25 protein-coding genes are annotated in these 24,318 nt (G+C 31.6%); 17 read left to right on the forward strand and 8 right to left on the reverse strand.

Going from position 1 to position 24,318, the window contains the following annotated elements; translation table 11 throughout:
- Positions 1 to 143 precede the first annotated feature (143 nt).
- A complete protein-coding gene (gene corA, locus CAB05_RS12425) occupies positions 144 to 1,088 on the forward strand; it encodes a magnesium/cobalt transporter CorA (RefSeq protein ID WP_088000148.1) in 945 nt (314 codons plus the stop codon).
- A gap of 166 nt (positions 1,089 to 1,254) precedes the next feature.
- Complete coding sequence (locus CAB05_RS12430) at positions 1,255 to 2,565, forward strand: ATP-binding protein (protein WP_088000149.1); 1,311 nt, start codon at positions 1,255 to 1,257, stop codon at positions 2,563 to 2,565.
- An 85-nt stretch (positions 2,566 to 2,650) separates the two neighbouring features.
- On the opposite strand, the gene CAB05_RS12435 is transcribed toward CAB05_RS12430, so the two are convergent.
- Both CAB05_RS12435 and CAB05_RS12440 read right to left on the reverse strand, forming a co-directional pair.
- Positions 2,651 to 3,934 carry a DUF3967 domain-containing protein gene (locus CAB05_RS12435; RefSeq protein ID WP_088000150.1) on the reverse strand — a complete coding sequence of 428 codons (1,284 nt, stop codon included), beginning with the start codon at positions 3,932 to 3,934 and terminating at the stop codon, positions 2,651 to 2,653.
- Positions 3,935 to 4,652: 718 nt separating this feature from the next.
- Entirely contained in the window at positions 4,653 to 4,904 is a 252-nt protein-coding gene (locus tag CAB05_RS12440; RefSeq protein ID WP_088000151.1) for a phage holin, read from the reverse strand.
- Between the two features lie 333 nt (positions 4,905 to 5,237).
- Here CAB05_RS12440 and CAB05_RS12445 point away from each other — a divergent pair, with 333 nt between their 5' ends.
- Positions 5,238 to 6,143, forward strand: a complete 906-nt coding sequence (locus CAB05_RS12445; protein WP_088000152.1) for a chemotaxis protein — start codon at positions 5,238 to 5,240, stop codon at positions 6,141 to 6,143.
- A gap of 97 nt (positions 6,144 to 6,240) precedes the next feature.
- On the opposite strand, the gene CAB05_RS12450 is transcribed toward CAB05_RS12445, so the two are convergent.
- Positions 6,241 to 6,780, reverse strand: coding sequence for a YkyB family protein (locus CAB05_RS12450; protein WP_088000153.1), 540 nt, complete (start codon positions 6,778 to 6,780; stop codon positions 6,241 to 6,243).
- Positions 6,781 to 6,942: 162 nt separating this feature from the next.
- Complete coding sequence (locus CAB05_RS21880; RefSeq protein WP_142283092.1) at positions 6,943 to 7,281, reverse strand: hypothetical protein; 339 nt, start codon at positions 7,279 to 7,281, stop codon at positions 6,943 to 6,945.
- Between the two features lie 241 nt (positions 7,282 to 7,522).
- Between CAB05_RS21880 and CAB05_RS12460 the strand changes: the two genes are divergently transcribed.
- On the forward strand, positions 7,523 to 9,610 hold the full coding sequence (locus CAB05_RS12460; RefSeq protein ID WP_158093258.1) for a bifunctional diguanylate cyclase/phosphodiesterase: 2,088 nt from the start codon (positions 7,523 to 7,525) through the stop codon (positions 9,608 to 9,610).
- 29 nt (positions 9,611 to 9,639) lie between these two features.
- On the opposite strand, the gene CAB05_RS12465 is transcribed toward CAB05_RS12460, so the two are convergent.
- Complete coding sequence (locus CAB05_RS12465; protein ID WP_158093259.1) at positions 9,640 to 10,386, reverse strand: metallophosphoesterase; 747 nt, start codon at positions 10,384 to 10,386, stop codon at positions 9,640 to 9,642.
- A 202-nt stretch (positions 10,387 to 10,588) separates the two neighbouring features.
- Between CAB05_RS12465 and fadH the strand changes: the two genes are divergently transcribed.
- Both fadH and CAB05_RS12475 read left to right on the forward strand, forming a co-directional pair.
- Complete coding sequence (gene fadH / locus CAB05_RS12470; protein WP_088000156.1) at positions 10,589 to 11,353, forward strand: 2,4-dienoyl-CoA reductase; 765 nt, start codon at positions 10,589 to 10,591, stop codon at positions 11,351 to 11,353.
- A 14-nt stretch (positions 11,354 to 11,367) separates the two neighbouring features.
- Positions 11,368 to 12,582 (forward strand): EAL domain-containing protein, encoded by a 1,215-nt coding sequence (locus CAB05_RS12475; protein WP_088000157.1) that lies wholly within the window; start codon positions 11,368 to 11,370, stop codon positions 12,580 to 12,582.
- A gap of 458 nt (positions 12,583 to 13,040) precedes the next feature.
- Here the strand turns inward: CAB05_RS12475 and CAB05_RS12480 are convergent, their stop codons facing one another.
- Positions 13,041 to 13,274 carry a glutaredoxin domain-containing protein gene (locus CAB05_RS12480; protein WP_088000158.1) on the reverse strand — a complete coding sequence of 78 codons (234 nt, stop codon included), beginning with the start codon at positions 13,272 to 13,274 and terminating at the stop codon, positions 13,041 to 13,043.
- 264 nt (positions 13,275 to 13,538) lie between these two features.
- On the opposite strand from CAB05_RS12480, the gene CAB05_RS12485 reads away from it, so the two are divergent.
- The 10 genes from CAB05_RS12485 (at position 13,539) to CAB05_RS12530 (ending at position 20,821) form a co-directional block, all read left to right on the forward strand.
- Positions 13,539 to 13,772, forward strand: coding sequence for a YkuJ family protein (locus CAB05_RS12485; protein ID WP_088000159.1), 234 nt, complete (start codon positions 13,539 to 13,541; stop codon positions 13,770 to 13,772).
- Between the two features lie 135 nt (positions 13,773 to 13,907).
- The gene (locus tag CAB05_RS12490) at positions 13,908 to 14,426 is read left to right on the forward strand and encodes a ribonuclease H-like YkuK family protein (protein ID WP_235821440.1); all 519 of its coding nucleotides are present in this window, start codon (positions 13,908 to 13,910) and stop codon (positions 14,424 to 14,426) included.
- Between the two features lie 54 nt (positions 14,427 to 14,480).
- Positions 14,481 to 14,672 (forward strand): antirepressor AbbA, encoded by a 192-nt coding sequence (abbA, locus tag CAB05_RS12495; protein WP_088000161.1) that lies wholly within the window; start codon positions 14,481 to 14,483, stop codon positions 14,670 to 14,672.
- Positions 14,673 to 14,977: 305 nt separating this feature from the next.
- Positions 14,978 to 15,424, forward strand: coding sequence for a cyclic-di-AMP-binding protein CbpB (cbpB, locus tag CAB05_RS12500; RefSeq protein ID WP_088000162.1), 447 nt, complete (start codon positions 14,978 to 14,980; stop codon positions 15,422 to 15,424).
- A gap of 68 nt (positions 15,425 to 15,492) precedes the next feature.
- The gene (ccpC, locus tag CAB05_RS12505) at positions 15,493 to 16,362 is read left to right on the forward strand and encodes a transcriptional regulator CcpC (protein ID WP_088000163.1); all 870 of its coding nucleotides are present in this window, start codon (positions 15,493 to 15,495) and stop codon (positions 16,360 to 16,362) included.
- 80 nt (positions 16,363 to 16,442) lie between these two features.
- The gene (gene dapD, locus CAB05_RS12510) at positions 16,443 to 17,159 is read left to right on the forward strand and encodes a 2,3,4,5-tetrahydropyridine-2,6-dicarboxylate N-acetyltransferase (protein WP_088000164.1); all 717 of its coding nucleotides are present in this window, start codon (positions 16,443 to 16,445) and stop codon (positions 17,157 to 17,159) included.
- A gap of 66 nt (positions 17,160 to 17,225) precedes the next feature.
- Positions 17,226 to 18,341, forward strand: coding sequence for an N-acetyldiaminopimelate deacetylase (locus CAB05_RS12515; RefSeq protein WP_088000165.1), 1,116 nt, complete (start codon positions 17,226 to 17,228; stop codon positions 18,339 to 18,341).
- Between the two features lie 112 nt (positions 18,342 to 18,453).
- The gene (locus CAB05_RS12520; RefSeq protein ID WP_088000166.1) at positions 18,454 to 18,996 is read left to right on the forward strand and encodes a peroxiredoxin; all 543 of its coding nucleotides are present in this window, start codon (positions 18,454 to 18,456) and stop codon (positions 18,994 to 18,996) included.
- 155 nt (positions 18,997 to 19,151) lie between these two features.
- Entirely contained in the window at positions 19,152 to 19,607 is a 456-nt protein-coding gene (locus CAB05_RS12525) for a TlpA family protein disulfide reductase (RefSeq protein WP_088000167.1), read from the forward strand.
- Between the two features lie 176 nt (positions 19,608 to 19,783).
- Positions 19,784 to 20,821, forward strand: a complete 1,038-nt coding sequence (locus CAB05_RS12530; RefSeq protein WP_088000168.1) for a cytochrome d ubiquinol oxidase subunit II — start codon at positions 19,784 to 19,786, stop codon at positions 20,819 to 20,821.
- 346 nt (positions 20,822 to 21,167) lie between these two features.
- Here CAB05_RS12530 and rnjA read toward each other — a convergent pair whose 3' ends face one another.
- Positions 21,168 to 22,835, reverse strand: coding sequence for a ribonuclease J1 (gene rnjA, locus CAB05_RS12535; protein ID WP_088000169.1), 1,668 nt, complete (start codon positions 22,833 to 22,835; stop codon positions 21,168 to 21,170).
- 4 nt (positions 22,836 to 22,839) lie between these two features.
- Complete coding sequence (locus tag CAB05_RS12540; RefSeq protein ID WP_088000170.1) at positions 22,840 to 23,052, reverse strand: DNA-dependent RNA polymerase subunit epsilon; 213 nt, start codon at positions 23,050 to 23,052, stop codon at positions 22,840 to 22,842.
- 350 nt (positions 23,053 to 23,402) lie between these two features.
- Between CAB05_RS12540 and CAB05_RS12545 the strand changes: the two genes are divergently transcribed.
- Positions 23,403 to 24,311 (forward strand): DMT family transporter, encoded by a 909-nt coding sequence (locus CAB05_RS12545; protein WP_088000171.1) that lies wholly within the window; start codon positions 23,403 to 23,405, stop codon positions 24,309 to 24,311.
- Positions 24,312 to 24,318: the final 7 nt, after the last annotated feature.

A 24,318-nucleotide genomic window follows, 5' to 3' on the forward strand; every position in this document is an offset into this window, starting at 1 on the left:
ACTCATATTGTTTTATATTAAAATAAATCATGCGATTGATAATATCAATGAAATTTCCTTCATTTTACCATATAATGTTTAAAAGTATGTCTGTTTATGTAATTATGTCGTTTGATTGATTCGTTAAAAGAAGGTGCTTACAAATGCTACAAATTATTGGAATGAATAAAAATAAAGTAATAGAAAGAAATATTTCACTAGAAGAAGCTAAATCTTCAAAATATACATGGTTTTGGGTGGATATGAACGAGCCAACCCAGGAAGAGATTCAATTACTAACAACTGAATTTAAATTTCATCAACTGGCAATTGAAGATTGTTTGGAGTATGTTCAAAGACCAAAGCTAGATTATTATGAAGGATATCATTTTTTAATCTTACATGAGTTACAAAAGTTAGACTTGGAAGAAACTGAAATTGATATATTTGTTAGTGATCATTTTGTTGTCACATTTCATATGCATCGAAGTCCGATTATTTCTCAAGTTTTAGAAAATGTACATACAGATCGCAGAGCCACAAAAAGTCCATTACATTTAACACATCGAATAATTGATGAATTAGTAGATAGTTACTTCCCGCTAATGTATCGTTTAGAGGATGAATTAGCCGATTTAGAAGTCGATCAAATGAAAAAACAAGTACATAATGCAGTTGAGCGTTTATATGATATTCGAACAGATTTATCCAAACTAAGAAGAACAATTTTACCAACAAGAGACTTATTATACCGAATATTAAATTCAAACCGTTTTAAAGATATTTCAGAACATCGTATTTATTTTGAAGATATCCATGATCATTTAATGAAACTATCTGATATGATTGAAGCAAATCGTGATTTAGCATCCGATATTCGTGAAAGCTATTTTTCACTAAGTTCAGAAAAAATGAATGGAATTATGAAGACTCTTACGATCATTTCTTCATTCTTCTTACCATTAACTTTTATTGTAGGTTTATACGGAATGAATTTCCATTATATGCCTGAACTGACTTGGAAATATGGATATTTATTTGTATTAGTGATTATGGGATTTGTGACTCTACTAATGTACATATTTTTTAAAAGAAAAGGTTGGTTTTAAGTCGCCGAGTGGGGATACTTGGCGACTTTTCTTATATTTTAGGAAACTTTGTAGGAATGTGGCATTCTATGTAGAAATCTTTTTTTGAATTATTTGTATTAATAATTAGAAGATTAAATAACTATGATATAATTTGTTGAAAGAAGGGTTATGGAGGTCACGGAACATGCTGCAATTAAAAGATTTATTAATACAATTTGCAATCATCATCATTCCGGTCTTTTTATATGAAATGTTCTGGTTAAGTAGATATCACAATACTAGTCCGAAACAAAATAGATTACTAGTAGGATTATTATCCCTTTTAAATATTTTTATTTGTTTACTCTATCCAATTCAAATTAGTGATAATATGGCAATTACATTTAGTATTTTATTAATGTACTCAGCTATATTATATGGTGGTAGAGTAATTGGAATCATCGTTATATTTGCTAAACCTTTATTCATGTACTTGTTATATGATATCTCAGTATTGAAATGCTTTCCGTTTGAACTCATTTCATGTATTTTACCATTGATTGTATCTCCACAATGGGTTAGTTTTTCAAGACGTAAAAAATTTGCTTTAAGTATACTGATGCCTATTTTATATGCAATCTGTATTATTTGTTTGTTGTATTATGAAGCTACTGTTAATGGGGTAAAAGAATATCAATCTGAACAAACAATCCTTTCAGTTTGTATATTTTTTACAGTTTTAACGATTACGATGTTATTCCATGTGTATCTAAGAGAGTTTTTATTTGAAAACGCAGAAATTCGAGTTCAAATGCAAAAATCTGAGAAATTAAATATGGTAAGTGAACTTGCGGCTAGTGTAGCACATGAGGTTCGAAACCCATTAACAGTTGTAAGAGGGTTTATACAATTAATTGAAAATCAAGAGAGTGGCACAAATAGAGAATATATGAAGCTAGTCTTAACAGAATTAGACCGAGCAGAAAATATTATTTCCGATTATTTAAATCTTGCAAGACCTCAAATCGAAGAGAAAAAAATTATAAACATGACTGAGCAGCTAAATGAAGTGACAACCTTAATGTCGACATATGCTTCACTACAAGGTGCATTTCTACAAGTGAATGTGACAGAAAAAATGTTTACGATTGGTGATAGAGCAAAGATTAAACAAGCCATTATTAATATATTAAAAAATGGTGTAGAAGCAATAAAGGAAACAAAAGGATATATTAAAATTGAAGCAAACATAGAAAAAATGAGAGATCGTGAATATATCCGGATTGTAGTAAAAGATAATGGAGTTGGAATGTCGAGAGGACAATTAGATCGACTAGGACAACCATTTTACTCATTAAAAGAAAAAGGAACAGGTCTAGGCTTAATGGTAACCTTCAGTATCATAGAAGCACATAAAGGTACAATAGAATATTTGAGTGAAGAAGGAAAAGGTACAGAAGTACATATTTTATTACCAGCCTATCATATGGAAGAAGAAAATACTGAGGAATTATAGAGAAGGGAGTCCTTCTCTCAGTGTGTAAACTAAGTACAAAATTTAGAACACGTGTCTGAGAGTAGGAAACCCTTCTCTTTTTTATTTATTTAATTGCTTTTGGTTTTATAAAAAAGGATTTTAAAGAGCTTTTCCAATCTTTTTCTTTCGAAGCAGCTACCATTTTTTTAGTTTCTTGCATTTCTCTAATCATTCTCATTAACTGTGCATCACGGCTAACTTCTCTTACTTGTATCTCCTCAAACATTTGTTCAAGTTTTTCATCTTTTTCTTCAATAACCGATGCCAGCTCTTGAAGTTCTTCGCTTTTTTCTTCTACAGAATGCAGTATCTTTTCAAGTTTTTGATCTTTCAAGAGATTTTGTTGAATTAACGTTTGATTTTGCTGCAAAATTAACTCATTTTGATTGGCTAAATTTGATATTTGGGACATGAATTCTTCAAACATAATTTGATTAGAGTCAGGTGCTGCATGTAAGTCAACTAATTTATGCGAATTTGCATGTACATCAATTTGTTCTAATTCCGTCTTGTTCATTGCAGTATGAAATGATTGATCTACCGTTTCATTATGATTAGTATCGTACTCACTAGTTATATCTAATTGCTCTATTGAATTCTGTAACTGTTCCTGTTGAAGTTCTATTTGTTCAACTAGAATATTCGAAGACATTTGATGAACAACTTCTTTATTGATTGAAGAAACCGAAACAATTTGCTGGGAAACTTCTTCACTAGTTTTAGAAGCTTCTATATCTGCAACAAGTTCACCATGATTAGAAGATAGGTCGAATTGATCAGTGGATTCAAAATGATTCGAATGAACCTCGTTTTGAACAGCGGTGACATGAATGTTTGATGATTCTTCAAGTTGATCATTCCTATCAACAATTTTTAGATGATCCCCGATATGATCAGCTTCAACTTTGATATTATGTAAAGAATGGTCAATTGAATTAGTGGATTCATTATTGTTTAAAGAAGCTTCAGTCATGCTAACGACTTCATTTGTATATGTGGATTCATCAATTTGACCAGAAAGATCAATATTATTTGATGCTGTTTCGATTTGAACAACGCCTTCAATAGATTGCTGAGTTGAAGGACCTACTTCATCCTCCATTAATTCTGCATTTTGTAGGTGATTTTCTAAACCATTTTGTACGGCCAAAGGAAGATTTTGATGTTTGCTATAATTCTCTAGTACTAATTGAATCAGTTTGACGTCTTGTTCTGAGTACATACGTGTATTCTGATTTTTAGTAAACTGATAAGCTTCTTTTTCTAATTGTTTACTAATTTCCCTCACTAGAGATTTACCAATTTTTAGCTTTTTAGAAATGTCCTTACTTGTTAAAATTACTGACATTTGTAATCCTCCTGAAAAATATGTGTTTTAAGAAGATTCAATAAACAGTCAAAATTTTCCTACTAATCCGTTTTAAAATAATTCTACAATCTTTAACAAAGTATTAACGTTTCTTAAAATTTGAATCAGTAAATGGTGAAAAAAAGAGAATATTAGAATGAAAATTAAAAAATACTAGGTTCAAAAGAAGGATGACACGAATATTATTCATATTTTTAAAGAGAAATCTGGCATGCTAAATAAAAAAAGATAGTTGAAAGTAAAACTATTTTCGTTGATGCTGATTTCTAAACGATTACTTTGGTTAAACTCTTAGACCATCCTTTTGACCTTTTGTGGATGAAAATGATTTGATTATTTAAAAATAATAGCGGAGTTGTCCTAGATTAGATATAAAATTGAGACTTTAAACAGATAGTGTTATTGCTTTTTTAAGACTTGTTATTTAGACAGTATTTTATGAGTGCACTTAAGATAAAGAATGAGATGGAAACGGAAGGCTGCTCGACTCCTATGGGAATAGCGGGAAGGTTGAGACCCCGGAGGCTTGCCGAGGAGGCTCAGCTCACGCCCCACGGAAAGCGAGCAGCCTGTAGTGGAAATCAACGAAATTATATTTTATAAAATATATTGTTTGAAATTAATATGTGACTTAATAAAAAGGCCGCCACATGTCAAAATGACTTATGAGACAGCCTCTTTTTAAAAGAATGAAAGACTATTTTGTCTTCTTGGATTTTTCTAATCCAGCTTCCTGTAATAAAGCTTTTTGAGCTTGCCCTTTTTTTCCAAGATAATTATGTTTAGCACCAAAGTACAAAATAAATAAAAAGGACGCTACATTAACGACTGCATCAATTTGCTCATTGTTAAAAAATTCAAAACCAAATGACTTTAATAATAATTGAAGAGAAACTAGGAAACCAGCAAGATAACGTAAAATATCTTCCATATCATTATTTTCAAACATATTAATCACCTCCTATTACCACCTTATGTAAGGCATGTACAATTGGTGAAAAAATATCATTCATTTATATCAAATAGGCAGGAATTCCGATCGAATTAGAAGTGATATAGTCATTTTTATTCTAGATGAGTAAAGAATCATTAATCTATCAAACTTTTATTTATAATTCTATTAAAAAAGTACCAAAATAAACCGATTATTTAAGTGAATAGTATCTATTAATTGTATTTACTGTTTTCAAATGGAATTGTTAGAATGAATGGTTTATATTATAAAAATTCAATTTGCACTAGTATTTATAAATAAATTCAAGTAAAGGGAAGGTTAACTGTCATGGAACAAAATCACGGAATTTTAATGGACAGCGGTACAAATGAATTAGAAATCGTAGAATTTACAATTGGCCAAAGTAAATTTGGGATTAATGTAATAAAAGTACGTGAAATCATTAATCCATTACCAATTACACCAGTGCCAAGATCTCATCCAAATGTTGAGGGGATAATTGAATTAAGAGGAGAAGTATTACCTGTCATTAATGTGGCGGATGCGATCGGTTTTCCTCCATCAAATGAGCCAGCGTATGATAAGTATATCGTAACAGAGTTTAATAAAACGAAAATGGTATTCCATGTTCATACTGTTTCTCAAATTCACCGTATTTCATGGGCTCAAATTGAAAAGCCAAATGAAATGTATCAAGGTTTAGAAACGCAAATTACCGGAGTTGTAAAACATAAAGGTGAAATGATTCTTTTATTAGATTTCGAGAAAATGGTAGTTGAAATAAATGAAGAAACTGCTATATCAAAGAAAAAGTTAAATCATTTAGAACAAAGAGAAGTATCTAAGAAGCCTATTTATATAGCTGAAGATTCACCTTTATTACGAACTTTAATTAAAGACACTTTAAAAGAAGCTGGTTACGTAAATACATTATTCTTTGAGAATGGTAAGGATCTATTTGAAGATATTTCAAGTAATATTAACAGTGGTAAGAAATTAACTGATTTTGTTAAGTTGATCATTACTGATATCGAGATGCCTCAAATGGATGGACATCACTTAACAAGAAAAATTAGAGAAGATAAAGTTTTAAGTGAGTTACCAATTATCATTTTCTCTTCACTAATTACAGATAGCTTAAAACATAAAGGTGATCAAGTAGGTGCAACAGCGCAAGTAAGTAAACCTGAAATTGGAGAACTTGTTCAATTAATTGATAAACATATCCTATAAATAAAAATGGGAATCAATATAGAACCTATTATTTAGGTATATATTGGATTCCCATTTGATATATTTATTTCATTTCTTACTAGATAATCAAAGCATGTTACTTATCAAGTTTGCCTTTATTTTTACGTATTGGTTCACTTGGAAATGTAAACGTCGAATTACTTAAAAATGCTGAAGGTCTGAATGGTTGCCCGGGGTTATTTCTTCGATGGTTATATCCAATCTTCAAATCGCTATTCGTTTTAACCTTTACGATGCCTAAGTAATGATGCAGAATTTTTTTAGCATAGCTTAAAGACATAGATACTTTTGGGTTTCGATGTGAATTTTCTAATACGCCTAAGTGTGGAAGAAGTTTAAAATCTTCTTTTAAAGGTGGGATATGAAAGAAAAAATCTCCACATGCAATTAATACATCAGATTGTTGTTTACTTGACCTGGGGTTATTTGAAAAATGCAATCCTACTTTCTTAGCAATCCCTTTTTCAATCAGTTTAAGTATAGCTTGTCTTTTTAATGAATAAAGTTCACTAGGATCTAAAGCAGTCTTAGCATGCTTATTTACAACAAATATTGCCTGAAATATTTCTTCATTTGAATAAACTGGTTTATTCAGGCTTGGTTCTTTCGGTTTCATGCTTCTGTATAACCTCCAATTAATAAATATGTTTATATTATATCCTTAGATTAGATTTTTTCAAAATTTATCAAGAAATGTTTTGCTGAATAAAAATAAAGCTAACCGTTACAGTATTCGAAACGATTAGCATTTTACCTTTATTTGCACGTCATTTATTTATTAATATGGATATGCGCCTATATTACCAGGTGTGTTTCCAGGTAAGTATGCATTAGAGTTAATTGGTGGTGGATATGGTTGTTGATATTGTGGGAATCCTCCTCCATAAGGTGGGAATTGCCCGTAAGGTGGGCATCCTCCATAAGGTGAGCATGGATAGTATGGTGGTCTAAAAGCTAATGCACCTAAAGCAAAACCTCCAGCTAATCCTCCGAGTAGAGGTAAAAGTGGAAAAAATGGGACGAAACGTTGTTCGTGTCGGTTGTAATAGTATGCTGGAGCATGACCATTTCTATATAGGTAGTGCTGATCTATATGTGGAAAATGTTGATGATACAAGTCTTAACCTCCTCTCAAGTCTTCGTTACAGTGTATGGAGTTTGTCACGAACTTGAGCAAGTACCCAAAAAATTAGGTAACCAACCTAGGTATTACTATTTATATATATTCCTCCTAAGTTGAATTACCTATTTTCACATGATAGTAAATGGAATATAGTAAGAATATAGAATAGGAAAAATGACATCATTTGAGATATTTCATCAGGATTCTTTAAATTTTTTAAAAAAGGATGCATATGATGGACACTTCTGTAAAAACAAATAAAATTCAAAATTTAGATCAAACAATGATTAACGCTTTACTAACATCTATAAATGATCTTCTTTTCATCATGAAAGTAGAAGGTGATAATTTTTTATATCATTATGCAAATGATCAAGCTATAAAACACGCAAACCTTTTTAATAGAAATTTTATTGGAAACGCCATCCAAGATGTCATGCCAAATGAAATTGCAAAGAAGCTTATTGAAAGCTATCAAATTACAAAAAGGTCAAAACAAGCTTTATGGTATAACGATCAGTTAATAATTGAAGGTAAAAAATTATATTTTGAAACAGTATTATCACCAATACTAGATGATGATGAACAATGTACATTTATAGTCAGCGTAACGAGAGATGTTACATTATGGACTGAAGAAACAAATGAAAAACTAGAAAATGAATTAAGATACCGTTCTTTATTTGAGCATAATCTTGATAGTATTCTGATGCTTGATAGTAATGGGTATATAAAACAAACAAACTTGTCCACATACCATGTATTAGGATATCGAGATAAAGAACTAAAAGGAAGACATATTTCTAGTTTGATAGATCGTAAAGACTCTGACGAACTTGATAGAGTACTTTCCTCAACTTTACTAGGTGTATCAACTGAAATTAAAAATACGGTCCTTGTAAATAAAAATGGCCATTATTTAAAAAGCCATATCAAATGTATCCCAATTATGTTAGATGACGAGATTAAAGGAATTTATTTAATTATTAGGGATACAACATCTGTAAATGAAAAAGAGAATTATTTATTCTTCTTATCACAAAGAGATCAACTGACTGGTTATTACAAGCGAGATATGTATACAAGTCTCATGAATCAAACAATACATGATAGTGAGATATTAAATAGCGGTGTTGCATTATTAATAGTAAATATAGATCGTCTTAAAATTTTTAATGAATCATACGGCTATGAAGTTGGAGATTTTATTATTGAATTAGTTTCAAAAAGAATCACATCAATTGTTGAAAAAACGACTGATAAAAGTTGTCCGCTAATTCGTCACAGCGGTGATGAATTTATGATTATTTTCGAAACGAAATCAAAAGACAACATAAAAAAGTTAGCTGAACGCATAATCGAAGGAATTAAAGTACCAATTAAAATACCGACTTATGATGAAAAACTAATTATTTCATCTACGATAGGGATTAGTTCATATCCAAAAGACGGGAATTCTAGTGATATTTTATTAAGAAATGCGGAAAGAGCTTTACTAGCGTGTAAAGAGAATGAACGTGGATCTTATTCTTTCTATGACAAAGCTTATTCTACGATTACTCAAAAGAAATTAAATCTAGAAAACTTATTAAGACAATCACTTGAAAAAGATGAGTTAGAAATTGTATATCAACCACAAATATCATTACATGATCAAAAATTGATTGGTCTTGAGGCGCTGCTTAGATGGAAGCATGATAAATTAGGTTATATACCACCAAGTGAGTTTATCCCTATTGCAGAGCAATCACATTTAATAATTGATATAGGAAATTGGGTATTTAAACAAGTTGCTAAACAAATCAAAGTTTGGCTAGATCAAGGCTTTGATGTTAAAAAAGTAGCTGTTAACTTATCTGCAAAACAATTTTATACGGGTGAAATCGAACAACATATTTCAGAATGTTTGAAAATTTATGATATTCCTGGAGAGCTTTTATCGGTTGAGATTACAGAGAGTTCAATGGTAAACCGTGAACAAACTGCATCAATTTTACAAAAGCTCAAAAACTTAAAAATTAAAATCGCAGTTGATGATTTTGGAACAGGGTACTCTTCATTAAGCTATTTAAAAGATTTTCCTGTAGATATGTTGAAAATTGATAGAAGCTTTATTCAATCGGTCGTTCAAGATAATCGAAACGCAGCCATCGTAACAACAATCATTAGCCTAGCACATTCTTTAGGTATAGATGTAATTGCTGAAGGAGTAGAAACCATTGAACAAATCGAATTTTTGAAGAAAAAACATTGCTTAAAAGCTCAAGGTTATTACTTTAGTAAACCAGTAACTCCGAGAGAGATTGAACAAGAATATTATTAATCAAAAAGGGCGTATTAAGATGAACTGTCTTAATGCGCTCTTTTTAATTCGATTGAGACTATTTCAGGAGGTGTTAAAAATCGAAATGGTAGTTTGGTTGTACCTATTCCATTCGATACGACTAAATACCGTTCAAATTGGTTAGACAAATGATATAGACCCCGATTATATTTTTTGGCATATGGAGGCATCAACATGGACTGGAAAAAAGGTACATATAACTGACCACCGTGGCTATGTCCTGAAAGCTGTAAATTGATGGGGAAGTTTTTTGTTATTGCTGCGATATCGGGTTCATGTGCAAGAACAATTGTAAACGAATCCTTCTGTATGCTATTAAGTATTTTTGTATACTCTTTATTTCCTAACATATAATCATCAAGACCTATAAAAGAAATCTTTTCATTTTGAACATAAAATGTCTTTTCTTCGTTTTTTAATAAGATAAAATCGCTACTCCTTAAGAGCGCTTCATATTGTTCGGTAAAATAGCCACCATGATCGTGATTACCATAGACTGCTAATTTTCCTCGTGTTGCTTTCATTTCTGTTAATAACGATAAAACTTCATTCTGATAAGTAAATTTTCGTATATCGCTTATTAAATCTCCCGTAAATACGATAAAATCTGGCTTCATTTTATTAACTTTCGTTACAATCTTTCTTAATTGATCTATATCTTTTTTATGACTTAAGTGTGTATCTGAGATTTGAACTATTTTTATCGTAAGTTCATGTTTTAGTTTATGAGGAATCGTATAATGCTTTGTTAACAAAACATTCGGTTCTATAAAAAGTCCATAACTGCACAAACAAATACATATCAAGATAATCTTTACAGTTTTACTAAACAATTTACCACTACCTCTTTCAATGGAAAAATAAGCTACTTATTATATTAAATAGTTTAATAGTTAAATATATTCTCAAAATAAATAAATGTTGATACACTAGAGAAAAGAGATAGGAGGAACTATATTGAAGAATAAAGTTGTCATTGTTACTGGTGGCTCAAGTGGTATGGGAAAAGCGATGGCCACACGTTTTGCGAAAGATGGCGCAAATGTTGTTATTGCTGGAAGAGATCTAGACCGTTTAAATGTAGCTAAAAGTGAGATTGAGCAATTTGACGGACAAGTTTTACCTGTCGTAATGGATGTAAGAGAACCAGATTTAGTTAAAAAAATGGTAAATGAAGTTGATACTGCCTTTGGTAGAATTGATTTTTTAGTTAACAATGCGGCGGGGAACTTTATTTGCCCAGCAGAAGACTTATCAATCAATGGCTGGAACTCAGTGATTAATATCGTATTAAATGGTACTTTTTACTGTAGCTCAGAAGTAGGTAAATATATGATTCAAAAAGGTATTAAAGGTGCAATGACAAATATTATTGCAACTTACGCTTGGGACGCAGGTCCTGGGGTCATTCATTCAGCTTCAGCTAAAGCAGGTGTTTTAGCAATGACAAGAACACTTGCAGTAGAATGGGGTAGAAAATACGGTATTAGAGTTAACGCGATTGCACCTGGACCAATTGAAAGAACTGGTGGAGCAGAAAAGCTATGGGTTTCCGAAGAAATAGCGAAAAGAACAATCAATAGTGTACCGTTAGGAAGACTAGGTACACCTGAGGAGATTGCAGGGCTTGCAGCATATTTATTTTCAGATGAGGCTGGCTATATTAACGGTTCATGTTTTACAATGGATGGAGGTCAGTCATTACATCAATATCCTTTCTAAAAAGGAGGTAGTTTATGGATCCTTTAGATGTAATCAGTAATTTAGATAAAGTCATTCCTTACTATCAGCCGATTTATGGTGCTGATACACAAAGCTGTGTTGGAATTGAAGTCGTAGGAAGAATGAACTTAGATAATATACATAGTCTAGAATTTTTCTTTTCTAATGATTTAGTTCCAGATGATTATCTACTTGAAGTAGACAATCATATTTTAATTCAGTCACTAGAAGAAGCTGTTCGATCTAATTTTAAAGGTAGTATTTTCATTAACCGTCATCCTTCAGCTTTATTAACTGATGATCCAGAAAGCTTGCTATCAATTTTCCAAGCTTATGAAGGAAAAGGGATCAAGTTAAGTAATATTGTGATTATTTTACAACATCAGTTATTCTACGGTTTTGAAAAGGAATTAAAAAATCTCATTACATATTATCAAACATATGGTATTAAATTTGCGATTAATAGTGTGAATGATAAGTTAATAAATCTTGAAAAACTTCGCTATTTATCACCTGATATTATCAAGATAGATTTTAAAATGGTGCAACAATTACACACATCATCATTTCAAGATTTATTACATTCCGTCATTCATGTTGCTAGGAAAATAGGTGCATCAATGTATTATGATGGTATCATTGATTCACTTCAATTAAGAAATGCATGGAAAAATGGTGGAAGATTTTATCAAGGAGCATATTTATGTACTCCACAACCTACGATTAAGAAACTGAATCAAGAAAGTGAACAATTAAAAACTGATATCGTGAAATATATTCGTGGGGAAAAATCAAAATTAATTGCATTAAGAGATATGACGAATTTAATTCACCAAAGAATAGAAGTTGCCATTAATAAATATCAAATTAATTCAGATTTGGATGCATTTTTGCTGAAGATTTCTAGCGAATTAAATTCATTTTGTTTTAGAATGTATATTTGCGATGAAGATGGCTTTCAACAGTCCTCTAACTTATTTAAATTGTATGGAGAGCAGTGGGAGCTACAACAGAAATATAGGGGTAGGAATTGGAGCTGGAGGCCTTATTTTTTAGAAACAATCCTAAAAATGCAGGCAAACGATCATGGCATATTATCTGATATGTATCGTGATATTGAAACTGGTGAAAAAATAAGAACTTTTTCATATCCATTGGAGAATGGTAGCTATATCTATATTGATTTAAGCTATGATTTCTTATTCAAACATAATGAATTACTTTTTTAATAAAAATGTGACTGTCTTAATTTTAAGCAGTCTGAGTCTCTTAGCTTTTCTACTTAGTTTACAAACTAAAGTGACTGTCTTATTTACGGCAGTCACTTTAGTTGTTATAGGAGATTGATTTTTACTACAAGAATCATATTTAAGACTTTTTTAGATAGGCTTGTCAACTTTTGTAAGAAAGAACCGAACGAAAATCATGGTGAAAACGATTTCAAGGATGTTACGATAATGTAGAGAATATTAGATGAATGACCTGAGGGAGGATTTAGTGTGAAGGGACTCATATCTAAAGTTCTGATCGTATCGTCCATAATGTTTTTTGCATTTCACTATATCGGAGTAGGGTAATCCATAATTCCTTATAATATCTTTCACATATTTCTATCCAAAACATGAAAAAAGACCATTCCTAAAAACTAGTTTAACTAATTTTTAGGAATGGTCTTTTTATGATTTATTTAATTTTTTCCCAAGGCAGCTTCTATTTGTTCCATCTGTACACCACGTATAACTTCATTTTGTATGATTAATGTTGGTGTCGAAAACGAATCTAGTTCAAACATCATTCTTTTTTTTGCATTTTCATCTTTTGAAACATTATATTCCACGTATGGTATATTTAATTCTTTCAAGTAATTTTTCAGAAATTCACATGGTGGACAGCCATCTTGAGTAAATAATTCAATTTGCATAAACTTTCATCCTTTTAAAAGTTATTTTTACTTAAATAATTTAATTTAATCTTAATATTACATATAAAATTGGAAGATATAAAGAATTTTGTTTTATCACTGTGTGAATCAATTAACTTTAAGCTTGTATTTATTTACAAATACAAGTATCCTTATTAGTGGACACTTACATAACTAATATCTATTGTAAAATTTTTGGATAGAAATTGTAAGAAAGTATAACCTATATTTAGGGAATGACACATGGTAGAAAGGAGTTCTAATATGTCTTTATTATCAGGAATTTTAGAACGCTTAGAAAGCTTAATACAACAATCAACGAACGGTGAAGTTGCACAGAGATTTTTTGAAGTTAATGGCGAAAGAAAATGTAGTGTAAAGTATTCAGAAAAAAATGCTTTTGAATTAGAAGTATTTAGACAAGGTGAAAAACCACAAACGTTTCCATACGATAACATCGATATGCTGGCGATTGAAATATATGAACTGATTTCTTAATAATTGTCATGAAAAAACAAGCGAAAGCTTGTTTTTTTTTGTTGTAAAACTTATTGAAATAGATAGGTCGTGCTAATCCCACTTCAAGTTGAATACATTATTATGTATTGATCATGAAAAAGGGAGGTTATGATTGTGAATGAAGATCAGTATAGATTTTATAATGTTAGTGAAAGAAACCTAAGTTTTGATCAAGTCGTTTCCAGGCTATATCATTTTGTAAAATGTGATCCAAATAAACAATACCGCCTTTCGATTGGAACCGATTCACAGGTTCATAGTAATGGAACAAAATTTATCACAGCCTTACATTTACACAGAGTTGGAAATGGGGCTTGGGGGTGCTTACATACTTGTTGGCATCAAAGGAAAATTAGAAATTTAAAAGAAAAGATATTTCTTGAAACAATGTATAGCCAAGAAATTGCATTTCTACTAACTCCATTTCATTTAGAAAAAATCTTTAGTCCACTCCACGAAAATGCTAACTCAAATAACTTTAGTTTTGAAATTCATTTAGACATAGGTACCTCAGGATTAACAAAAGAATTCATTCAAGAAATGACGTCAAAAGTTAGTGCTATGGGGATCATTCCAAAGATCAAACCAGATTCATATACAGCTTTTAGTTATGCAAATAAATTTACAAAATAATAAGTTTAAGATGAATAAACATTGATTAAAATGAAAATTAGGAGGGATTGATGAATGCAAAGTGAACAACATTTCACAGAGGACGAGTTAAATTTATTAGTAGATACTGTAATGAAGCAAAATTATGCGATTGAATTAATTTCATCTCAAATTACTGATATAGAAAATGGACTAATGGATGCTGGTGATGACCAATATGAGAGACTTATTCATTTGTATCAAAAACTTAGGGATTTGGGTTTATGAATTATCATAGAATTAAACGTATCGATAAATCTTATGATTATCGATACGTTTTTTTAATTTTATTGTATTCCTGGTGCATTGGAATGCTCCTTTAAATCTGATAAGATAGTATTTGGGACTAGTTAATCAGTGTCCTAGAATGTAAAAATGTTGTAATCGTTTGGATGATTTAGGTTAGGACGTTTATCTCTATTTCGTTAAGTTGAGATTTTCAATGATTAACAAGTCAGGTAAAGTGACTAAATTCTTTCTGTGATGGAAGATAAGAAAAGTACTTGGTGCTTTTAAAATAGGGGGACGATCTTTTGATTAGTATTGATGGACAACAATTTTTTGAACATAAAGTTGAGGAAGTTATCATATCTAGTGAAAAAGTTGCGCATGTTCAAATAGGAAACAGCCTAGAGCATGCCTTATTAGTGCTTACAAAATCAGGATACTCTTCGATTCCTGTATTAAATCCAAAATTTCAATTACAAGGATTAGTTAGCACAGCGATGATTTTAGATGGTATTTTAGGATTAGAGCGAATAGAGTTCGAACGTTTAAGTGAGATGAAAGTAGAGGAAGTAATGGGTAAAGAAATCCCATTATTATATACAACCGATACGATTGCAAAAGGGTTAGAGCTAGTCATAGATCACCCATTTGTATGTGTGGTAGACAAAGAGAATACATTTGAAGGTATTTTAACTAGAAGAGTCATATTAAAACAATTAAACAAAAACATAAGAAGATATAATAAAAAATAAAGTCAAAAAAAGTAGGTCATCAATGATTGACTTACTTTTTTTATCATGTTTCTAGTTCGAGGTGAACAATGCAAATTGATGATATTCGTTTAATGATTACTTTAGCGGAAGAAAAGAATATGAGAAAAGCGGCAGAACGATTATTTGTTTCACAACCTGCTCTAAGTCAAAGACTACAAAATTTAGAGAAACAGATGGGAAGTGAACTATTTATTCGTTCCCAAAAAGGTTTGATTATTACTGCATCTGGAGAAATAATATTAAACTATGCTAAGAGAATGGAAGAAACATATCAAAATATGCTAGAACAACTTCAAATATTAAAATCAGATATCTCCGGCACTTTAAAGATTGCAGTTTCTTCAGTAGTAGCACAGTATTGGTTACCGCCAGTATTAAAACGATATGTATCACAATACCCAGACGTCCAAGTTTCACTCTTTACTGGTTGGAGTAGTGAAATTACGAATCGATTATATGAAAATGAAGTCCATCTTGCAATTGTAAGGGGAAATCAAAATTGGTTTGGTGAAAAAGAATTGCTATTTTCGGATGAACTACTGTTGGTAGATTCAAAAAAACATGAATTAGCAGATTATAAAGAAATTGGGCGACCATTTATTCAGTTTAAGAGTAATTCTAATTACTATCAATTAATTCAATCATGGTGGTATGAACACTTTAATTCCTTACCTAAGCATGAAATAGTTGTTGACCAAATTGAAACTTGTAAACAATTCGTCTTAAACGGTTTAGGATTTGCAATTTTACCTTCTACAGTCTTACATGATGTGTTTGATGAAAATATTATCAAAACTCCTTTATTTACAAAGGAACATACTCGTTTATTTAGAGATACATACCTACTATATAATAGAGACGCAATGAAATTAAAACAAGTTGAGGGTTTTATTGAGTCAATCCGAAAAAAAATTTGAAGATACGTTCACAAAATCTTGCTTGTTAGATACTAGTTTTGATAGAGTAATCTTATTGAGATTCTTAAGGAGGCAACAAAATGAAATTAATGGATGCAAACGAAATTATTGCTTTTATTGCTAATAGTACAAAGAAAACACCTGTAAAGGTTTATGTAAAAGGTCAATTAGACAAGCTCGCGATCTCTGAATCAGTACAAGCTTTTATTTCTCAAAATTCAGGCGTATTATTCGGTGAATGGGATGATGTAAAAGTTATTCTTGAAGGGCAAAAAGAATACATAGAAGATTATGTAGTAGAATCAGATCGTCGTAACTCAGCAATTCCTTTATTAGATTTAAAAGGAATCAAAGCTCGTATCGAGCCAGGCGCATTTATTCGTGACCAAGTAACAATTGGAGATAATGCAGTTATTATGATGGGTGCTGTTATTAACATTGGAGCTGTAATTGGAGAAGGAACAATGATTGATATGAATGCAGTTCTTGGAGGACGTGCAACTACAGGTAAAAACTGTCACGTTGGGGCAGGAGCTGTTTTAGCAGGCGTTATTGAGCCACCTTCAGCAAACCCAGTTATCCTTGAGGACAATGTTTTAATCGGTGCAAATGCCGTTGTATTAGAAGGAATTAGAGTTGGAGAAGGTGCTGTAGTAGCTGCAGGTGCAATTGTAACAGAAGATGTTGCACCATATACAGTAGTTGCAGGAGTTCCAGCTAGAAAAATTAAAGATATTGACGATAAAACGATTTCAAAAACTGAAATCATTCAAGCTTTACGTAATTTAAATCAATAAGGTTATCATGTTAGTTGGATAAAGCGTAGAATAATAATTCTACGCTTTTTTTCGGAGGTGTTGTAAATGGAAACATTCGTAAAAATAAGAAGAGATTTACATCTAATTCCTGAATTAGGGTTTCAAGAATTTAAAACTCAAAGCTATTTGCTTGAATATTTATCAACCCTAAACCAAGAGCGGATGATTATTCAAACTTGGAGAACTGGTATATTTGTCAGAGTAAAAGGTACAAATCCAAGTAAGACAATTGGCTATCGAACTGATATTGATGGCTTGCCAATGAATGAAGCAACAGGATTGCCGTATGCTTCTACTCATGAAGGTAGAATGCACGCATGTGGACATGATGTACATATGAGTATTGCTTTAGGTGTTCTAACTAATTTAGTAGATCTTCCGATAAAAGACGATGTTGTGTTTATTTTCCAGCCTGCAGAAGAGGGACCTGGTGGAGCTGAACCATTACTAAAAAGTGAAGAATTTACTTCATTTAAGCCGGATCGTATTTATGGCTTACATATCGCACCGGAGTATCCAGTTGGTACGATTGCCACAAGACCGGGCATGTTATTTGCACATACTTCAGAACTATTTATCGACTTTCATGGATTAAGTGGTCACGCTGCATTTCCACATTTAACAAATGATATGATTGTTGCGTCAAGTCATTTTATTACCCAACTACAATCAATTGTTTCAAGAAATGTGAATCCATTAGATAGTGCTGTTATTACGATTGGTAAAATAACAGGTGGTACCGTTCAAAATGTAATTGCAGATCATGTGAGAATCGAAGGAACAATGAGAGCTTTAAGTGAAGAAGCAATGAAAAAATTAAAAGAGCGAATTCAAAGTCTTGTCAATGGATTTCAAGAGAGCTTTCAGTGTAAAATAGAAGTAGATTTTGGAAGTAATTACTATGGCGTCATAAATGATGAATCGATTACGAATGAATTTTTTGATTTTGCGAGACAATATGACGGTATTCAAGCAGTTGAATGTAATGTAGCAATGACTGGAGAAGATTTTGGTTATATGACAAAAGAGATTCCAGGGATGATGTTTTGGATTGGTGTTGATTCTAAGTTCGGATTACACCATCAAAAGTTAAACCCAGATGAAAATGTCATTCCACTTATCATTCAATTCATCTCTGATTTTATTGGGAAAAAAGCTTGAAAATAGTTTTCATTTAATAATTATTATTATTAAATATTGACTTTAAAAAGGTAGTTTAATATAATATCATTTGTATGATTATTAACTACATAAATTATTGGAGGTAAATATAATGGCAGAACGTTTAGTAGGTAAACAAGCTCCACGCTTTGAAATGGAAGCAGTATTACCAAACAAAGAATTTGGTAAAGTAAGTTTAGAAGAGAACATGAAAAACGATAAATGGACAGTATTATACTTCTATCCAATGGACTTCACATTTGTATGTCCAACAGAAATCGTTGCTATTTCTGATCGTTATGATGAGTTTGAAGATTTAGATGCTGAAGTTGTTGGTGTATCTACTGATACAATCCACACTCACTTAGCTTGGATTAACACAGACCGTAAAGAAAACGGCTTAGGTCAATTAAGATACCCATTAGGCGCAGATACAAACCACGTTATTTCTCGTGACTATGGCGTTTTAATTGAAGAAGAAGGTATCGCATTACGTGGATTATTTATCATTAGCCCAGAAGGCGAATTAATGTACCAAGTAGTTCACCATAACAACATTGGTCGTGAAGTTGATGAAGTATTACGTGTACTTCAAGCTTTACAAACTGGTGGACTTTGCCCAGCGAACTGGAAACCAGGTCAAGCAACTCTATAATTAATCAATAATGTAATACAAATGAAAAGGTCTAACATAATGTTAGGCCTTTTCAATACATAAGAAAGAAAAGTGGAGGCGGCTAAGCTCTGCCTCGGACAAGCCAAGCACTGAAACTTAGGTGTTTGTTACATTTTAGTCAGGAGGAAGAATAGATGAAATTACGCTCACCAATGCCAGAATTAAACGGTGCGACAGCAGTTTTAAATAAAGAAGTTCAAAAAGAGGATTTAATCGGTCAACAACCAACACTTATTCATTTTTGGTCAGTAAGTTGCCACTTATGTAAAGTAGCTATGCCAAATATTAACGCATTCCGTGATGAATATAAAGATCGTTTAAATGTTGTTAGTGTACATATGCCAAGATCTGAAGACGATTTAGATATTGATAAAATTAAAGAAGTTGCAGAAGAACATGGGATTACACAAACAATTTTAGTAGATAACCAACATACAATTACGGACGCATTTGAAAATAAATATGTTCCATCTTATTATGTGTTTGATAAAACTGGTGCATTAAGACATTTCCAAGCTGGTGAAGGTGGAATGCCGATGCTAGAAAAGCGTGTTAACCGTGTACTAGACGAAGCAGCTAAAGTTGAATAAATAAGATAGAGAGACTTTAATGAGTCTCTTTTTTTTTGTAAAAAGTATTCGATTCTATGTAAGATTCAATGGATCTGACCTTTTAATATATAATAATAAATAGATGTAATTGTCATTTATCGGTATAATAAGGAGAATAACGATTATATCGTGGAAGTTTTTTAGGAGGAAATGTTTTGGAAATACAAACGATCGCAATTTTTATATTATGGTTGTTTTTATATGCCTACATGATTATTGCTTCTATTGATTTTGGCGCAGGATTTTATGCGTTTTACGCTATTTCAAGAAAAGAAGAGCCTAAATTGATTGGATTGATAAATAGTCATTTATCATCTATCTGGGAATTGGCCACATTATTTTTTATTTTCTTCTTTGTAGGTGTAGTAGGTATATTTCCTCGAGTTGCATATTATTATGGGGTGCCTCTTTTAGTACCTGGAAGTGTAGCTATGATCTTATTAGCGATCAGGGGATCGTTTTATACGTTTCAACAATACAGTGGGAAAAAAAGCCAATATTTCTTGTTGTTATACGGAGCAACGAGCTTGTTAATACCAGTAACTTTATCTACGGTTCTAACAATATCTGAAGGCGGTTTTATTATAGAAAATGGCACAGATATTAGATTTCATCCAATAAAACTAATTACGAACTTTTATTCTTTATCTGTTATGCTATTAGCTGTATGTTCGGTATTGTTTATCAGTGCGATGTTTTTAATTTACTCTGCAAAACTAGTAAACGATTCTGAGTCCGAAATAAAATTAAGGAAATATGTTCTTGTATGGTCGGTACCAACAATATTTTCAAGTATCATCGTATTTGCATCTATGAAGCTACATAATAGTGTTCACTTTGAAAGAATGCACAATGTTTGGGAATATTTTTTAATTTCACTAATTTGTTTTGGAATTGCGATTACACTCATTATAAAAAGAAAGCGATATGGCTTAGCTTTTATATTAGTGTTGATGCAATATTTCTTTGCGTTTTTTGGCTACGGAGTCAGTCATATGCCTTTTATACTGTATCCTTATCTTAGAATTGAAACAAGTTTTGCAAAAAGTAGTTTGGCTTTCATATTAATTGTTTTCTTTGTGTTATTTCTATTGATCATTACAATTTATTTTATCTTCTTAATGATGAATAAACCGCTTTTCATGAGACTATATTTGAAAAATAATGAAAAAAATAACATATCTGAGAAATGAAAATGAAGCTCACGATTTTATTAACGGCTATCTTTATAAAGAGCATATAAAATACTAAATCTAACTTTAAATAACAAAATAAGCACGATAAAGGGGGCTCATCAGTCAATATGACTTGAAACGCCCTTTTTTAATTTATATATCGATTAAATCACTGCTTTAATATCCACAACAGGCTACAAGGGGTCATAGAGCCAGAGCAGAGTCTTATAACTATACAAGGTCACATCTAGAGCGTTAGATGCACTACTACACCCACAAATGAATGTAGAAATAAAAAATGGCAACTAATTAATCGATTAATTAGTTGCCATTTCGTATATTGTTTCATTATCGCTTGTATGATTTATACTTCCATAATAATTGGAAGAATCATTGGTTTACGCTTTGTTTTTTCGTAAAGGAATGGAGATAATGTGTCAGTAATTTCGTTTTTAATTTCAGACCATTGAGATGTTTTGCGATCCATTATTTTATTTAAATGAGCAGAAATCATTGCTTGTGCCTCATTAATTAAATCGCCACTTTCTCTCATGTAGACAAAACCACGTGAAATAATATCAGGTCCAGCAGAAATTTTAAATTCTTTCATATCAATGCTTACTACAACAATAACAAGACCTTCTTCAGAAAGGATTCTTCTGTCGCGTAAAACGATATTTCCGATATCACCGATTCCGCTTCCATCAATATACACATTGCCTGATGGTACTTTACCAGCAACCATCGCTTCATCAGAACGTAGGGCTAATACTTCACCGTTATCCATGATAAAACAGTTTTCTTCAGGTACACCACAGTCCATTGCTAGTTTAGCATGCATACGTTGCATTCTATATTCACCATGGATTGGCATGAAGTATTTTGGTTTCATTAAACGAAGCATAAGCTTTTGTTCTTCTTGTCCACCATGACCGCTTGTGTGAATATCATTTAATGAACCGTGAATTACTTCTGCGCCTGCGCGGTATAGAAGATTGATTGTACGGTTTACGCTCATTGTATTACCTGGGATTGGTGAAGATGAAAATACAACTGTATCTCCAGGGATAATTTGAATTTGACGGTGTGTACCGTTTGCAATTCTAGATAGCGCTGCCATTGGTTCACCTTGGCTACCAGTACATAAGATAACAATTTGATTCGCAGGAATTCGATTGATTTGCTGTGCATCAATAAAAGTATCTTTTGGACATTTGATATAACCTAAGTCATGACCGATGTCTATATTAGCTTCCATACTACGACCGAAAACTGCTATTTTACGACCTGTAGCAATCGCAGCTTCAACAACTTGTTGAAGACGGTGGATGTTTGAAGCGAATGTAGCAAAAATGATACGACCATCAACCTTACGGAAAATTTCATTGATCGTGTCACCAACTTTGCGTTCAGACATCGTGAAGTGAGAAACCTCACTGTTTGTACTATCAGAAAGTAAGCATAAAACGCCATCTTTTCCGATTTCAGCCATCTTTGTTAAATTAGCTGAATCTCCAACTGGTGTGAAATCAAATTTAAAATCTCCAGTATGAACAACTTGTCCTTGAGGAGTTTTAACGACAATACCATAACAATCAGGAATACTATGTGTAGTACGGTAAAACGTAACACTAGTTTTTCTAAATTTAATGATGTCATCTTCTTTAATTTCTATTAATTTAGCTTTACGTAATAAACCATGCTCTTCAAGTTTATTTTTGATTAAAGCTAAAGCAAGTTTACCACCATAAATTGGTATATTTAATTCTCTTAATAAATATGGAATACCACCAATGTGATCTTCATGTCCGTGAGTGATAAATAAACCTTTAATTTTTTCCTCATTTCGAACTAAATAGGAATAATCAGGAATTACATAGTCTATCCCTAATAGCTCATCTTCAGGGAACTTGATGCCGGCATCGATTAATATAATTTCATCTTGGTATTGTACTGCGTATGTATTTTTTCCAATTTCCCCTAAGCCACCTAGTGCGAATACGGCAGCTTGATCATTTTTAAGAAATTTCATAAGTTTACACTAACTCCAAAACTTTAAAGTTTTCACTTTGTTTTTCAAATTCAAGATGAGCACCGGTTAAAGCTTGAACAAGCTCAATATTATAATTGAAAGGTAATAATTTCGCACGAACTTCTCTTTCACTCTCTGCTTCAACATAAACCGTCTTTGTTTTTTCTCTTACAGGCGCTTCTAAAAGCACTTCCTGATAGTATACTTTAAAAATCATTTAAATCTCTCCTTGTCAATTCTCTATCTTCTCAATATTATAAGGGATTTCCATTATATTTTCATTCTTTTTATTGCATATTGCTTAAATTAGGCTCATTTTAAAAATTTATTTGAAATTATAGAGATATATTTCTTCTTTTTTAATAATTGTTTTAGCCGTTTTTTTAATTTATTTCTAAGTCTTCTTAACATTAGTTTTGCCTCCATTACTCGAAATTAAACTCGTATGTAACGAACACGGACATTGGATAAATTATGTATAGTATTTAACGAAAGTACATTTTCATACAATATAGTGGAAAAAGGAGATAAAATAAAGGTTATCTAACATATTAAGGAGAGAATGCTGTGAAGAAATTATATGTCGCCTTATTTTTACTAAGCATTATTTGGAGTACTTCATTTTTATTTATAAAGCTATTATTAAATGATATTAGCCCTGAGGGAATCGTATTTTATCGATGCTTTTTCGGGGCAATCACCTTATTAATCATCATGCTAATAAAAAAAGTAAGGATTGATTTTAAAAATTTACCTAAAACGGGCTTACTCATTGCAATATCGCTTTTTAATCATGCGATACCATGGTTATTCCTATCTTTCAGTGAAACGCATCTTCAAAGTAATGAAGCAGCAATCCTAAATGCATTTACACCTATAGCAACACTGGTAATTGGAATTTTTTTCTTCTCGCAAAAAATTGTTTCAAAACAGTGGATTGGACTTTTCGTAGGAATTATAGGATTAATGATTATGATGAATATCAAACTATCAACAATCTTTTCCAATAATATATATTATTCTTTGTTAATGATTTTTGTTACTTTCTGTTATGGGCTTGGTTCACATTTAACAAAAAAATATCTTCAAAAAATAGATGTATTAATCGTGTCATTTTTAACGCTTGGCATTTCAGCCTTTTTCGGCTTTATTTATATGGTACTTGCTGGGAAGGGTACAGTTAAACCGTTTGTAAACATTGAAGTATTCGGTGGAATTCTAGGTCTTGGCGTACTGTGTTCTGGCTTGGCATATTTATTATTTTATTATATGGTTAAAGAGGGTAGTGCAGAATTTGCGACAATGGTAACTTATATTGTTCCAGTTTTTGCGTCTATCTGGGGATTCTTCTTTTTAAATGAACCATTAACGATTAAAATGGTTGCTGGATTACTAATTGTATTATTAGGCGTGTTTATTACAAATAGTAAGAAAACTACGAAGATCAAAAACAAAAATGCAAATGCGGCTTCATAAGTAAGGA

It is taken from the genome of Gottfriedia solisilvae, assembly GCF_002128405.1.
Lineage (GTDB): Bacteria > Bacillota > Bacilli > Bacillales > Bacillaceae_G > Gottfriedia > Gottfriedia solisilvae.

Excerpts from the sequence above, each read along its gene's own strand:
- corA (WP_088000148.1), top strand. The coding sequence starts at position 144 with ATGCTACAAATTATTGGAATGAATAAAAATAAAGTAATAGAAAGAAAT.
- CAB05_RS12430 (WP_088000149.1), top strand. The coding sequence starts at position 1,255 with ATGCTGCAATTAAAAGATTTATTAATACAATTTGCAATCATCATCATT.
- CAB05_RS12435 (WP_088000150.1), bottom strand. The coding sequence starts at position 3,934 with ATGTCAGTAATTTTAACAAGTAAGGACATTTCTAAAAAGCTAAAAATT.
- CAB05_RS12440 (WP_088000151.1), bottom strand. The coding sequence starts at position 4,904 with ATGTTTGAAAATAATGATATGGAAGATATTTTACGTTATCTTGCTGGT.
- CAB05_RS12445 (WP_088000152.1), top strand. The coding sequence starts at position 5,238 with ATGGAACAAAATCACGGAATTTTAATGGACAGCGGTACAAATGAATTA.
- CAB05_RS12450 (WP_088000153.1), bottom strand. The coding sequence starts at position 6,780 with ATGAAACCGAAAGAACCAAGCCTGAATAAACCAGTTTATTCAAATGAA.
- CAB05_RS12460 (WP_158093258.1), top strand. The coding sequence starts at position 7,523 with ATGGACACTTCTGTAAAAACAAATAAAATTCAAAATTTAGATCAAACA.
- CAB05_RS12475 (WP_088000157.1), top strand. The coding sequence starts at position 11,368 with ATGGATCCTTTAGATGTAATCAGTAATTTAGATAAAGTCATTCCTTAC.
- CAB05_RS12480 (WP_088000158.1), bottom strand. The coding sequence starts at position 13,274 with ATGCAAATTGAATTATTTACTCAAGATGGCTGTCCACCATGTGAATTT.
- CAB05_RS12485 (WP_088000159.1), top strand. The coding sequence starts at position 13,539 with ATGTCTTTATTATCAGGAATTTTAGAACGCTTAGAAAGCTTAATACAA.
- abbA (WP_088000161.1), top strand. The coding sequence starts at position 14,481 with ATGCAAAGTGAACAACATTTCACAGAGGACGAGTTAAATTTATTAGTA.
- ccpC (WP_088000163.1), top strand. The coding sequence starts at position 15,493 with ATGCAAATTGATGATATTCGTTTAATGATTACTTTAGCGGAAGAAAAG.
- dapD (WP_088000164.1), top strand. The coding sequence starts at position 16,443 with ATGAAATTAATGGATGCAAACGAAATTATTGCTTTTATTGCTAATAGT.
- CAB05_RS12515 (WP_088000165.1), top strand. The coding sequence starts at position 17,226 with ATGGAAACATTCGTAAAAATAAGAAGAGATTTACATCTAATTCCTGAA.
- CAB05_RS12520 (WP_088000166.1), top strand. The coding sequence starts at position 18,454 with ATGGCAGAACGTTTAGTAGGTAAACAAGCTCCACGCTTTGAAATGGAA.
- CAB05_RS12525 (WP_088000167.1), top strand. The coding sequence starts at position 19,152 with ATGAAATTACGCTCACCAATGCCAGAATTAAACGGTGCGACAGCAGTT.
- rnjA (WP_088000169.1), bottom strand. The coding sequence starts at position 22,835 with ATGAAATTTCTTAAAAATGATCAAGCTGCCGTATTCGCACTAGGTGGC.
- CAB05_RS12540 (WP_088000170.1), bottom strand. The coding sequence starts at position 23,052 with ATGATTTTTAAAGTATACTATCAGGAAGTGCTTTTAGAAGCGCCTGTA.